The sequence below is a fragment of the Rhizobium sp. BK098 genome (assembly GCF_014193155.1).
Lineage (GTDB): Bacteria > Pseudomonadota > Alphaproteobacteria > Rhizobiales > Rhizobiaceae > Rhizobium.
Genome location: NZ_JACHYY010000002.1, coordinates 398,992 through 412,114 on the forward strand (window position 1 = coordinate 398,992; position 13,123 = coordinate 412,114).

General features: G+C 61.2%; 12 protein-coding genes. 11 read left to right on the forward strand and 1 reads right to left on the reverse strand.

All coding sequences use genetic code 11. The features are described from left to right. The first annotated feature begins 260 nt into the window (after positions 1 to 260). A complete protein-coding gene (gene alr, locus FHT73_RS06805; RefSeq protein ID WP_183710502.1) occupies positions 261 to 1,424 on the forward strand; it encodes an alanine racemase in 1,164 nt (387 codons plus the stop codon). Positions 1,425 to 1,445: 21 nt separating this feature from the next. Here alr and FHT73_RS06810 read toward each other — a convergent pair whose 3' ends face one another. Further along, positions 1,446 to 2,081 (reverse strand): LysE family translocator, encoded by a 636-nt coding sequence (locus FHT73_RS06810; protein WP_112337933.1) that lies wholly within the window; start codon positions 2,079 to 2,081, stop codon positions 1,446 to 1,448. A gap of 153 nt (positions 2,082 to 2,234) precedes the next feature. On the opposite strand from FHT73_RS06810, the gene radA reads away from it, so the two are divergent. The 10 genes from radA (at position 2,235) to rarD (ending at position 13,123) form a co-directional block, all read left to right on the forward strand. Continuing rightward, positions 2,235 to 3,638: a DNA repair protein RadA gene (gene radA / locus FHT73_RS06815; protein WP_112337934.1), complete on the forward strand. Its 1,404-nt coding sequence runs from the start codon at positions 2,235 to 2,237 to the stop codon at positions 3,636 to 3,638. A gap of 91 nt (positions 3,639 to 3,729) precedes the next feature. Then, on the forward strand, positions 3,730 to 4,335 hold the full coding sequence (locus FHT73_RS06820; protein WP_112337935.1) for a CvpA family protein: 606 nt from the start codon (positions 3,730 to 3,732) through the stop codon (positions 4,333 to 4,335). Between the two features lie 164 nt (positions 4,336 to 4,499). Further along, a complete protein-coding gene (gene purF / locus FHT73_RS06825) occupies positions 4,500 to 5,984 on the forward strand; it encodes an amidophosphoribosyltransferase (RefSeq protein ID WP_183710504.1) in 1,485 nt (494 codons plus the stop codon). 71 nt (positions 5,985 to 6,055) lie between these two features. After that, complete coding sequence (locus FHT73_RS06830; protein ID WP_183710512.1) at positions 6,056 to 6,796, forward strand: SDR family NAD(P)-dependent oxidoreductase; 741 nt, start codon at positions 6,056 to 6,058, stop codon at positions 6,794 to 6,796. Between the two features lie 223 nt (positions 6,797 to 7,019). Continuing rightward, positions 7,020 to 8,411: a cysteine--tRNA ligase gene (gene cysS / locus FHT73_RS06835; RefSeq protein ID WP_183710514.1), complete on the forward strand. Its 1,392-nt coding sequence runs from the start codon at positions 7,020 to 7,022 to the stop codon at positions 8,409 to 8,411. Between the two features lie 2 nt (positions 8,412 to 8,413). After that, complete coding sequence (locus FHT73_RS06840) at positions 8,414 to 8,890, forward strand: GFA family protein (RefSeq protein WP_183711113.1); 477 nt, start codon at positions 8,414 to 8,416, stop codon at positions 8,888 to 8,890. Further along, positions 8,883 to 9,359: a GFA family protein gene (locus FHT73_RS06845; protein WP_183710516.1), complete on the forward strand. Its 477-nt coding sequence runs from the start codon at positions 8,883 to 8,885 to the stop codon at positions 9,357 to 9,359. The genes FHT73_RS06840 and FHT73_RS06845 overlap by 8 nt, the downstream gene beginning before the upstream one ends. Further along, a complete protein-coding gene (pip, locus tag FHT73_RS06850; protein ID WP_183710518.1) occupies positions 9,356 to 10,324 on the forward strand; it encodes a prolyl aminopeptidase in 969 nt (322 codons plus the stop codon). Before FHT73_RS06845 ends, pip begins: the two co-directional genes overlap by 4 nt. Positions 10,325 to 10,486: 162 nt before the next feature. Beyond that, positions 10,487 to 12,103: a citramalate synthase gene (gene cimA, locus FHT73_RS06855; protein WP_183710519.1), complete on the forward strand. Its 1,617-nt coding sequence runs from the start codon at positions 10,487 to 10,489 to the stop codon at positions 12,101 to 12,103. Between the two features lie 108 nt (positions 12,104 to 12,211). Next, entirely contained in the window at positions 12,212 to 13,123 is a 912-nt protein-coding gene (rarD, locus tag FHT73_RS06860) for an EamA family transporter RarD (RefSeq protein ID WP_183710521.1), read from the forward strand.

The following is a 13,123-nucleotide window of genomic DNA, read 5'->3' on the forward strand; positions in this document are numbered from 1 at the left end:
TCATCCCGGAAACTAAAGCCTACGACTGCCTACTTTCAAGATGATGCGCGCTGCGTGCATGAAGGTTGTTCTTCAGCTAATTTGAGCCTCGAAGCAGCCGGTGGTTTCAGGCGCTAAGCCGGAAGCGGTCGTCAGACATGTGGCGGCAGTTTTTGCCTAGTTCCGCATACATGCCTCGCAGCACTTTTTCTTTTCATCGACGACCGGTATCCTGGCTCAAGCCAAATCACCTCCGGCCACTTCCTTATTTAGGGCGCCCCATGACAGATAATTTCAATGACGACGATGCTTTCGCTTCCGCCGGCCTGCGGCTGACGGTGGATCTCGGCGCACTCGTCGAAAACTGGCGCGACCTCGCGCGCCGCTCGGGGAAAGCCCGCACGTCAGCCGTGGTCAAGGCCGATGCCTACGGGCTCGGGATCGAGGATGTAGGCGAAACGCTTTATTGCGTCGGCGCGCGCGATTTCTTCGTTGCGACAGCGGATGAGGGCGCGACCTTGCGGCTCTATGCCCCCGAGGCCCGCATCTTCGTGCTCGGCGGCATCTGGCCGGGTATGGAGCGGCGGTTCTTCGAAAACGATCTCGTGCCCGTCATCGCTTCGGAGGAGCAACTGACCTTCTGGATGTCTGTTCTATCCGACTATGGCGACTATCCCTGTGCGCTGCAGGTCGACACTGGCTTCAACCGGCTCGGCCTGCCGATGGACGATGCGATGGCGCTTGCCGATGACGTCTCCCGCCCGGCAAGCTTTGCACCAGTGCTTGTCATGAGTCACCTCGCCTGCGGCGACGATCCTTCCAATGCAATGAACAGGCAGCAGCTCGAGGCCTTTCGCAAGGTCAGCGCTGCCTTCGAAGGCATCGAGGCAAGCCTTGCCAATTCGGCCGGCATCTTTCTCGGCGCCGACTATCACTTCGATCTTACCCGTCCAGGTATCGCCACCTACGGCGGCGAGGCGGTGCCCGGCTTGGCCAATAAGATGCGCCCGGTGGCAACGGCGGAGGCGCGGATCATCCAGACCCGCTCGGTCAAATCGGGCGAAACCGTAGGCTATGGCCGTGCGCTGCAACTGACCCGCGACAGCCGGCTGGCAATCGTCTCCGCCGGCTACGCCGATGGCTATATGCGCAGCCTATCGAGCGCCGGCGTGCCGCTGCGCGAGACCGGCATTGCAGGCGGTCATGGCTTCATTGCCGGTCATAAGGTGCCCGTTGCCGGCCGCATCACCATGGACTTGACCATCTTTGATATCACCGACCTGCCGGAAAACCTGGTCAGAGCCGGTGACTATGTCGAGCTTTTCGGCAGCAACATCTCGGTCGACGAGGCCGCAAGGGCGGCAGGCACGATCGGCTACGAGATGCTGACCAGCATGGGGCTGCGGCACGAGCGCCGGTATATCTCGGAAGAGACCGAAGAATAGCCCGGCTACTCCTCAGAATATTTAGCGGGCGCTGATCGCCAACCGGACGCCAAGGGCGACGAACAGCGTGCCGAGACCGCGATCGAGCCACAGGCCGAGGCTCCGATTGCGCCGAAGCGCCTCGCTCAGACGGCCGCCGAGCAGGATGAGCGGTGGCTCGATGAAGGCGGCGACGACAATGATGAGGCTGCCATGCAAAAGAAGCTGCGCCCAGACCGGGCCGGCACCTTCGACGACGAATTGCGGCAGGAAGGCCAGGAAGAAGATCGCGACCTTCGGATTGAGCAGCGAAACCATGATGCCCTGCCGATAGATGCGGCCAAAGGACAAGGCTTTACCAGCCTCCTTGATCCAGGCCGCCTCGCCCTTCGAGCGCAGCGCCTGGATGCCGAGCCAGATCAGATAGGCGGCACCGACCCATTTGACCGTCGAGAAGGCCAGCGCGGAGGCAGCAAGGATCGCCGAAAGTCCCGCAGCCGCCATCAGCACATGCAGGCACGCGCCGCTCCAGATGCCAAACAGCGCCGCAAAGCCCGAGCGCATGCCGCTTCTGATCGTATGGCCGAGAATGAAAGCGATATCCGGCCCCGGCGACAGATTGAGGAGGGTTGCAGCGGTGAGAAAGGCGATCCAGTGCGCAAGCGAATAGTCAAACATCGATCATCGTCCATAAAAACCCAGCATAAAAGCTGACACGATCGCCATTGATACGGAAATCATTAGTTTTGATAGGCCGGGAAAGACATTATCTGTCAGCCGATCGCGATTCGTCGCAAAGAGCGAAGCATTTGAACTTGAGAACAGCATCCGATGGCTAAGGCCCGTACACAATTCATCTGCCAGAACTGCGGCACGGTCCACAATCGCTGGGTCGGCAAATGCGACAGTTGCGGCGCATGGAACACCATCGTCGAGGAAGATCCGATGGGCGGGATCGGCGGCGGACCGGCCAAGACACCCCGCAAGGGCAAGCCTGTCACGCTGACGACGCTTTCGGGCGAGATCGAAGAAGCGCCGCGCATCCATACCGGCATATCCGAGCTCGACCGCGCGACAGGCGGCGGTTTCGTGCGCGGCTCGGCCGTCCTTGTCGGCGGCGATCCCGGCATCGGCAAGTCGACTCTGCTGATGCAAGCCGCGGCCGCCCTCGCCCGGCAGGGGCACAAAATCGTCTATGTCTCCGGCGAAGAAGCCGTGGCGCAGGTTCGCCTGCGCGCCCAGAGGCTGAAGGCAGCTGATACGGAAGTGCTGCTGGCCGCAGAGACCAATGTCGAGGACATTCTCGCGACGCTCGCGGAAGGCAAGCGGCCGGATCTCGTCATCATCGATTCCATCCAGACGCTGTGGAGCGAACTTGCCGAGTCCGCGCCCGGCACGGTGACGCAGGTGCGCACCGGCGTTCAGGCGATGATCCGTTTCGCCAAGCAGACCGGCACGGCCATGGTGCTGGTCGGCCATGTCACCAAGGACGGCCAGATCGCCGGGCCGCGCGTCGTCGAGCATATGGTCGATGCCGTCCTCTATTTCGAAGGCGATCGCGGGCATCATTACCGCATCCTGCGCACGGTGAAGAACCGCTTCGGCCCAACCGACGAGATCGGCGTGTTCGAAATGTCCGATGCCGGGCTACGTGACGTACCCAATCCGTCCGAGCTTTTTCTCGGCGAGCGCAACGAAAAATCGCCCGGTGCGGCTGTCTTCGCCGGCATCGAGGGGACACGTCCGGTGCTGGTCGAAGTGCAGGCGCTGGTCGCGCCAACATCGCTCGGCACCCCGCGCCGCGCCATCGTCGGCTGGGATTCTGCGCGCCTTTCTATGATTCTCGCCGTTCTGGAAGCGCATTGCGGCGTCAGGCTCGGCCAGCACGATGTTTACCTCAATATTGCCGGTGGCTACCGCATTTCCGAGCCGGCTGCGGACCTTGCCGTCGCTTCTGCACTGGTTTCCTCCCTAGCCGGTCTTGCTCTGCCCGCCGATTGCGTCTATTTCGGCGAAGTCAGCCTGTCGGGCGCCGTCCGGCCGGTTGCGCACACCGCCCAGCGCCTCAAGGAAGCCGAGAAGCTGGGATTTTCCGGGGCTGTTCTGCCTGCCGCTTCCGCCGATCTGCCGAAGGTCAACGGCGGACGCTGGAGCGAGATCGATAGCCTGCCGGATCTGGTGGCGCGCATTGCCGGATCGAAGGGCGCGCTGAAACGCGCGGAAGATGAAGACTGAGCCTTACTTCAGCCGTTCTTGGCGAAGAAGAGGCTCCTGATTGAGGCCGATGCCGACCAAAAGGTCTGGCAAGTCTTGAAGTGGATTATAAATGCCCATTACGATTTTCGACGGTATTGTTATCGGCGTTATTCTCTTCTCCGCCGTTCTGGCCATGGTCCGTGGCTTCTCGCGCGAAATCCTCTCGATCGTCAGCTGGGGCGGCTCCGCAGTCGCCGCTTATTATCTCTATCCGCTGCTCGTTCCCTATGCCCTGCAATACAAGGCCGACACAAAGATCGCGACGATCGCGTCAGCCGCCGTCATCTTCCTGCTGGCGCTCATCATCATTTCCTTCATCACCATCCGGATTGCCGATTTCATCATCGACAGCCGCATCGGCGCGCTCGACCGCACGCTCGGTTTCCTCTTCGGCGCGGCTCGCGGCCTGCTCCTGATGGTCGTCGTCGTGGCCTTCTGGAACTGGCTGGTGGCACCGGCCGCACGTCCGGACTGGGTCAACAACGCCAAGTCGAAGCCGTTCCTCGATTCGATGGTCGAGAAGCTGACCGCAGCGCTTCCGCAGGACATTCAGGCCAGGCTGCCGGCCGAGATCCTCAACAAGATCGCGCCGAAGCAGCAAGGAAATGGCGATAACGCCGCGCCGAACGACACCGCGCCCTCGGATGACGCGCCGGCGCCGCAGACAAACAATTGACGGTGCGTTTACAGGCTTGACCTGCAGCTCGAGAATCGCCATTTGAGCGGCGTGACAATAGAAGATCCGGCCCGATATTTTTTCCGGCCGGATTTTGAGCTATTTTAATGGTTACTCGTGACGCCGCCCCGATCCGCCCACGTTGAGAGCAAAGGCCCGCAGCCATGAATCATTCCCTTTCCTTCGAGGACGATATCGACGGCGACACGCTGCATGAAGAATGCGGCGTCTTCGGCATTCTGGGGCATCCGGATGCGGCGACGCTGACGGCGCTCGGTCTGCACGCCCTGCAGCATCGCGGCCAGGAAGCGGCCGGCATCGTCTCTTTCGATGGTCAACGCTTCCATTCGGAGCGGCGGATGGGTCTGGTTGGCGACCACTATACCGATCCTGCGACGCTCGCGCGGCTGCCTGGCGACCGTTCGATCGGCCATGTCCGCTATTCGACCACGGGCGAAACGATCCTGCGCAACGTCCAGCCGCTGTTTGCCGAGCTGGAAGTCGGTGGCATCGCCATCGCCCATAACGGCAATTTCACCAACGGCCTGACCATGCGCCGTCAGCTGATCGCAGACGGTGCCATCTGTCAGTCGACCTCGGATACCGAAGTCGTCCTGCATCTCATCGCCCGCTCCAAACAGGCTTCTTCTTCCGATCGCTTCATCGATGCTATCAGGCAGATGGAAGGCGGCTATTCGATGCTCGCCATGACGCGCACGAAGCTGATCGCCGCCCGCGACCCGATCGGCATCCGGCCGCTGGTTATGGGCGAACTCGACGGCAAGCCGATCTTCTGCTCGGAGACTTGTGCTCTCGACATCATCGGCGCGAAATATGTTCGCGACGTCGAAAATGGTGAAGTGATCATCTGCGAGATTCAGCCCGACGGCTCGATCACCATCGACGCCCGCAAGCCGGAAGTTTCGCAGCCCGAGCGTCTCTGCCTCTTCGAATATGTCTATTTCGCCCGTCCCGATTCCGTCGTCGGCGGCCGCAACGTCTATGTTGCCCGCAAGAACATGGGTATCAACCTTGCCAAGGAAGCGCCTGTCGCGGCCGACGTGGTCGTGCCGGTGCCGGACGGCGGCACGCCTGCTGCCATTGGCTTTGCCCAAGCGAGCGGCATTCCCTTCGAACTCGGCATCATCCGCAACCATTATGTCGGCCGCACCTTCATCGAGCCGACGCAGCAGATCCGCGCCTTCGGCGTGAAGCTCAAGCATTCCGCAAACCGCGAGATCATTGCCGGCAAGCGCGTGGTGCTCGTCGACGATTCCATCGTTCGCGGCACGACCTCGGTCAAGATCGTGCAGATGATCCGCGAGGCCGGCGCCAGCGAAGTGCATATCCGCGTCGCCAGCCCGATGATCTTCCATCCGGACTTCTACGGCATCGACACGCCGGACGCCGACAAGCTGCTCGCCAACCAGTACAGCAGCCTGAAGGCCATGTGCGATTTCATCGGTGCGGATTCGCTGGAATTCCTGTCGATCGACGGGCTCTACCGAGCCGTGGGCGGCGAGCCCCGCAACAATGCGCAGCCGCAGTTCACCGACCATTATTTCACCGGTGACTATCCGACGCGCCTACTCGACAAGGAAAGCACCAGCAACGTGCGCAAGCTTTCCGTTCTCGCCAGCAACGGCTGACACGCCCAAGTAACGGCCGAGAGGGGCATTTTGCTCCTCTCCCTTCCCTTACATATCCGGATCCAGGCAGCATGAGCGTCAATCTCAAGGACAAGATCGCCCTCGTCACCGGCGCATCGCGCGGTATCGGCTATTTCACGGCACTGGAACTGGCCAAGGCTGGCGCGCACGTGATCGCCTGCGCTCGCACGGTTGGCGGACTTGAAGAGCTTGACGATGCCATCAAGGTTGCCGGCGGCTCAGCAACTCTCGTTCCTTTCGACCTTGCCGACATGAATGCCATCGACGCGCTCGGCGCTTCCATCTACGAGCGGTGGGGCAAACTCGATATTCTCGTCGCCAATGCGGGTGTCCTCGGCGTGATCTCGCCGATCGGCCACGTCGAAGCCAAGGTGTTCGAGAAGGTGATGACGATCAATGTCACCGCCACATGGCGATTGATCCGCTCGGTCGAGCCGCTACTGATGCGCTCCGATGCCGGTCGCGCCGTCATCCTCTCCTCGGCCGCCGCTCATCGCTGCCGGCCCTTCTGGGGCCCCTACTCTGCGTCCAAAGCCGCCGTCGAAGCACTGGCCCGGACCTGGGCCGGCGAAACGCAGAGCACACCGCTGCGGATTACCAGCGTCGATCCCGGCGCTACCCGCACCGCCATGCGCGCCCAGGCGATGCCCGGCGAAGATCCGGATACGCTGCCGCATCCGCGAGAGATCGCCCAGGCGATCGTCCCGCTCACCGGCCCAGACGTCGCTGAAACCGGCAAGCTTTTCGTCGTGCGCGAGAACAAGCTCGTCGACTATCGGATGCCGGAATAAAAACATCCCAGGCCTTTGCGCGAGACGCCTTATCCCTACTTGACCAAATTCATCCGGCGCGCGATAAAGCCGCCCATGAAAACGGTTATCTGCATTATCTGCCGGAAGATTATTCGCTAGCGTTTCGCTGGCCTGGCCGTTTTCGTCTCCCAAAATCCAAGATGACAAACGTCCGGCCTGCCGGTGACGGTATTTTTCGGATTTATGCCTTTGGGAGAGTGACATGGCCGCCGAGCCGCAATTGAAGTTCTACAACACGCTGACGCGCGAAAAGGTCGATTTCCAGCCGATCGACCGCAACAACGTCCGCATGTATGTCTGCGGCCCGACGGTCTATGATTTCGCCCATATCGGCAATGCCCGTCCGGCGATCGTTTTCGATGTGCTGTTCCGGCTGCTGCGGCATGTCTACGGCGAGAGCCGTGTCACCTATGTCCGCAATATCACCGATGTCGACGACAAGATCAACGCGCGTGCGCTGCGCGACCATCCCGGCCTGCCGCTGAACGACGCGATCCGCCTGCTGACGGAGAAGACCGAACGGCAGTACCGCGAGGATACGACGGCGCTCGGCTGCATGGAGCCAACAGTACAGCCGCGGGCAACCGACAATATCGCGCAGATGATCGCGATCATCGAAACGCTGATCGAGAAGGGCCATGCCTATCGGGCGGCCGGCGAGGTGCTGTTCGATACCAAGTCGATGGCCGACTACGGTCAGCTTTCGAAGCGCAATCTCGACGAGCAGCAGGCTGGCGCCCGCGTCGCAGTCGACGAACACAAGAAGAGCGCTGGCGATTTCGTGCTGTGGAAGCTCTCCGCTGAGAACGAGCCCGGCTGGGAAAGTCCCTGGGGCCGCGGCCGCCCGGGCTGGCATATCGAGTGCTCGGCCATGAGCGGGCGCTATCTTGGCGATGTCTTCGACATTCATGGCGGCGGGCTCGACCTGATCTTTCCGCATCATGAGAACGAAATCGCCCAGTCGCGCTGCGCGCACGGTACGCATGCGATGGCGAATGTCTGGATGCATAACGGCTTCGTGCAGGTCGAAGGCCGTAAGATGTCGAAATCGGAGGGCAATTTCGTCACTATCCACGAACTGCTGCAGACGAACAAGCTCGGCGGCCGGACATGGCCGGGTGATGTGCTCAGGCTTGCGATGCTGATGACGCATTATCGCGAGCCGATCGACTTTTCCGTGAAGCGCCTCGAAGAAGCCGAACGGCTGATCGCGAAATGGCCGGCCGCCGACGTAAGCGGGGCGGCTCCGGATGAAACCGTGCTTGCCGCACTCGGCGACGATCTCAACACCGTCGCCGCCATCCAGGCACTGCATGCCCTGGCGCAAGCTGCCAATGCCGATGCCCGCCTCCTGTCGGTCTTCGCGGCCAGCGCCGATCTTCTCGGCCTGCTGCCGAAGAAGGCGGAGATCGACGAAGCTGTAGCCGCAGAGATCGATGCCAAGGTGCGCCAGCGTCTGGAATTGCTGAAGGCAAAGAACTTCGCCGAGGCTGACAAGCTTCGCGAGGAGCTGACGACAAGAGGTGTTCAGCTCAAGGATGGGAAGGATGCGGCGACGGGTGAGCGCATCACGACTTGGGAGATCAAGCGGTGAGCATGACCTACACCGGCGGCTGTCAGTGCGGCGCGGTTCGCTTTCGGGTGCGAGGCGAGCTGAAGGATGCCTCCATCTGTCATTGCCGCATGTGTCAGAAGGCATTCGGCGCCTATTATGCGCCGCTGGTTTCGGTGCGCGGCGCCGAGCTTACATGGAGACGTGGCCAGCGGAAGGCGTTTCAATCCTCGAACTTCGTAAGGCGCGGCTTCTGCGGGAATTGCGGAACGCCGCTGACCTATGAGGCGCCCGATGGCATTGCAGTTGCGGCCGGTGCCTTCGACGATCCCTCGCAACTGCCGCCTGTCGTCCAATATGGCACGGAAGCCAAGATCGGCTTCGTCGATCGGCTGCATCTGCTGCCTGGACACCGGACCGAAGAGGACGCCGAGCAGGCGCCTTTCGTGCTTGACATCGTATCCTACCAACATCCCGATTACGACACCCGAAGCTGGCCAGAGGAGAAGCACCATGAGTGAAGCCATCAGAAGCGGAGGATGCCAATGCGGTGCGGTGCGATTTCGCATTCGCGGCGAGCTTGGCCGTCCGTCGATCTGCCATTGCCGCATGTGCCAAAAGCAGTTCGGCAACTTCTTCTCCGCCCTCGTTACGGCACCTGAAGATGGCCTGGAATGGACGCGCGGTGAACCGACCTATTTCCAGTCCTCCGTCAACATCGATCGCGGCTTCTGCAAGAATTGCGGCACGCCGCTGACATACCGTCATCCGGGCGGCGTCGAAATCGCCATCGGCGCCTTCGACGAACGCGACGATCTCGCCCCGCAGATCCAGGTCAATCACGCCTATCGTCTGCCCTGGGTGGAGACGATTTTCGAAAAGCCAGTCCATCAGGACCCGGATTTCTACTCGCGACAGGAGCAGATCATATCGTTCCAGCATCCCGACCATGATACGGATGTCTGGCCGGCGGAGGGGTTGAAAATATGACCGAAGTCCTGCGCACATTCTATCCGGAAATCGAACCCTATGCTTCCGGTCACCTCGATGTCGGCGACGGGCATGTGATCTATTGGGAACGGGTGGGAACGCCCGGCGCCAAGCCCGCCGTCTTCCTGCATGGCGGTCCGGGCGGCGGTATTTCGCCGAGCCATCGCCGCGTATTCGATCCCAGGCTCTACGACGTGACCCTGTTCGATCAGCGTGGCTGCGGGCGCTCGACGCCGCATGCAGGCCTGGAAGCCAACACGACCTGGCATCTGGTCGATGATATCGAGCGGCTGCGGGTAATGGCCGGTGCGGAAAAATGGCTTGTTTTCGGCGGCTCCTGGGGCTCGACGCTGGCGCTCGCCTATGCCGAAACGCATCCGGAGCGGGTTTCCGAACTGGTCGTGCGCGGCATCTATACCCTGACGAAGGCCGAACTCGACTGGTATTATCAGTTCGGCGTCTCCGAAATGTTTCCCGACAAATGGGAGCGTTTCATCGCCCCTATCCCACCGGAAGAGCGTCATGAAATGATGGCCGCCTACCATCGGCTGCTGACGCACCCTGAAAAGGCTGCGCGCCTCGAGGCCGCCAAAGCGTGGTCGATCTGGGAGGGTGAGACGATCACGCTGCTGCCGGAGCCCACCGTCAGCGCCCAGTTCGAGGATGCGGAATATGCGCATGCCTTCGCCCGTATCGAGAACCATTTCTTCGTCAATGCCGGCTGGCTCGAAGAGGGCCAACTGCTGCGCGACGCCTACAAGCTGAAAGACATTCCCGGCGTCATCGTCCATGGCCGATACGACATGCCCTGCCCGGCCAAATATGCCTGGGCGCTGCATAAAGCCTGGCCGAAGGCGGAATTCCACCTGATCGAGGGCGCGGGCCATGCCTCGTCCGAGCCGGGCATCCTGGACCAGCTCATCCGCGCCACCGACAAGTTCGCAGGCAAGGTATCGGCCACGTAAGGCCCCTCTCCCCGCGCGCGGGGAGAGGGAACGACCTCAAAAGCCCTTCGCCCCGTGCAAACGGGGAGAAGGTGGACTCAAACGGTTTAGCAAGGGCGAAACCGAGAGAGGACGGATGAGGGGCACGCCATTATCAAGAACCGGTCCGCCGGAGGAAACAGTATGACACGCGAAAAAATCTATCTCTTCGACACGACGCTCCGCGATGGCCAGCAGACGCCCGGCATCGATTTCTCGGTCGAGGACAAGATTGCGATTGCGACCATGCTGGATGAGTTCGGCCTGGACTACATCGAAGGCGGTTACCCCGGCGCCAACCCGACCGATACGGCCTTCTTCGATGAGAAGCGCACGAAATCGGCCACCTTCGTCGCCTTTGGCATGACAAAGCGCGCCGGTATCTCCGCCTCCAATGATCCCGGCCTTGCGAGCCTGCTGCAGGCGAAATCCGACGCGATCTGTTTCGTCGCGAAAAGCTGGGACTATCACGTCAAGGTGGCGCTCGGCTGTACCAACGAAGAGAACCTCGAAAGCATCGCCGAAAGCGTCAAGGCGGCCACCGCCGCGGGCAAGGAAGCCCTGGTCGATTGCGAGCACTTCTTTGACGGCTACAAGGCCAATCCGACCTATGCGCTCGCCTGCGCCAAGACGGCCTATGATGCCGGAGCGCGCTGGGTGGTGCTCTGCGACACCAATGGCGGCACGCAGCCGCCTGAGGTGCGCGCCATCGTCGAGGCCGTCATCGCCTGCGGCGTTCCCGGGCACTGTCTCGGCATCCATGCCCATAACGACACCGGCCAGGCGGTTGCCAATTCGCTTGCCGCAGTCGAGGCAGGAGTTCGGCAGATCCAGGGCACGCTGAACGGCATCGGCGAACGCTGCGGCAATGCCAATCTCATCACGCTGATCCCGACTCTAGCGCTCAAAAGGGCCTATAGCGAGCGTTTCGAGACGACGATCGATGCGGAGCGGCTCGTCGGGCTAACCGGCCTTTCGCACGCCTTCGACGAGTTGCTGAACCGCTCGCCCGACCATCAGGCGCCCTATGTCGGCGCTTCGGCCTTTGCCACCAAGGCCGGCATCCACGCTTCGGCGCTGCTGAAGGATCCGCGCACTTACGAGCATGTGCCGCCGGAAAGCGTCGGCAATTTCCGCAAGGTCATGGTCTCTGACCAGGGCGGAAAGTCGAACTTCATCAACGCCCTGAAACGGCGTGGCATCGAGGTCGGCAAGGACGACCCAAAGCTCGACCAGCTGATCCAGATCGTCAAGGAGCGCGAAGCGACAGGCTATGCTTACGAAGGCGCAGATGCGAGCTTCGAACTTTTGGCGCGCCGCACGCTCGGCACCATCCCGGAATTCTTAGCGATCGATGGTTTCCGCGTCATGGTCGAACGCCGCTTCGATTCCCACGGCCGGGTGAAAATCGTCTCGGAAGCGGTCGTGAAGATCATCATCGATGGCGAGACCATCATGTCGGTTGCCGAGGGCGACGGCCCGGTCAACGCGCTCGACCTGGCGCTGCGCAAGAATTTCGGCAAATACCAGCACGAAATCGACGACCTGGAACTGGCCGACTTCAAGGTGCGTATCCTCAATGGGGGTACGGAGGCCATCACCCGAGTCCTGATCGAATCTACCGATAGCGACGGCGTACGCTGGTGGACTGTCGGCGTGTCCGAGAACATCATTGACGCATCGTTCCAGGCCCTGATGGATTCCGTCATCTACAAGCTGATGAAGAACCGGCACATGGCAGGCAAGATCGCGGCGGAGTAATCCGCCGCCCATCAAAAAGCTTGACGATGCCGTCAATGAAATGAATTAGCCATGCCGCATGCATTGGGGTAATCCCGTCTCAAATAACAGAGAATGACGGGAAAATTCATGGCCACCGACACGGTCAAACCTGAAATCAAGAATAATGACGCTATCCGCGGCTTCGGCTTTGCGATGACGGCCTATCTCTTCTGGGGCATTCTGCCACTCTATATGAAGGCGCTGGCGCATATCCCGGCTTTCGAGGTCATTGCCCATCGCATCGTCTGGTCGGTTCCCGTCGCGGGCATCGTGCTGCTGGCGCTGGGGCGCCTGGGTGACGTGAAGGCGGCGTTTCGTAATCCGCGCACGATCGCCATGGCATCGCTGACGGCAGCGCTCGTCACCGTCAACTGGGGAACCTATGTCTGGGCGATCGGCGCCGGCCATTCGCTCGATGCTGCCCTTGGCTACTTCATCAATCCGCTATTCAGCATTGCGCTCGGCGCCATCCTGCTCAAGGAAAAGCTGGCGCCGACGCAGATCGTCGCGATCTGCCTTGCAGCCGCCGCCGTCATCATTCTGACGGTGAAAGCCGGCACCCTGCCCTGGGTCGCGTTGTCGCTCACCTTCTCCTGGGGCTTCTATGCCTTTTTTCGCAAGACCCTGCCTGTGGGAGCCAATCAGGGCTTCTTCATCGAGGTGCTGCTGCTCTGCATCCCGGCAGCATTTTACATCTTCTATCTGGAAGCGCGCGGGGAAGGCCACTTTTACCAGACCGGCATTTCGGATACCGTGCTTCTGCTCGGCTGCGGGCTCGTGACGGCGCTGCCGCTGATGATCTTCGCCAATGGCGCGAAGCTTCTGAGAATGTCGACCATCGGCATCATGCAATACATCGTGCCGACCATGGTCTTCCTGATCGCCGTCTTTCTGTTCAAGGAACCCTTCGGCACGACGCAGCTCGTTGCATTTTCGCTGATCTGGGCCGGTCTCGTGCTCTACAGCTGGTCGATGCTGCGTCAGAGTAGAGGAGGCTAA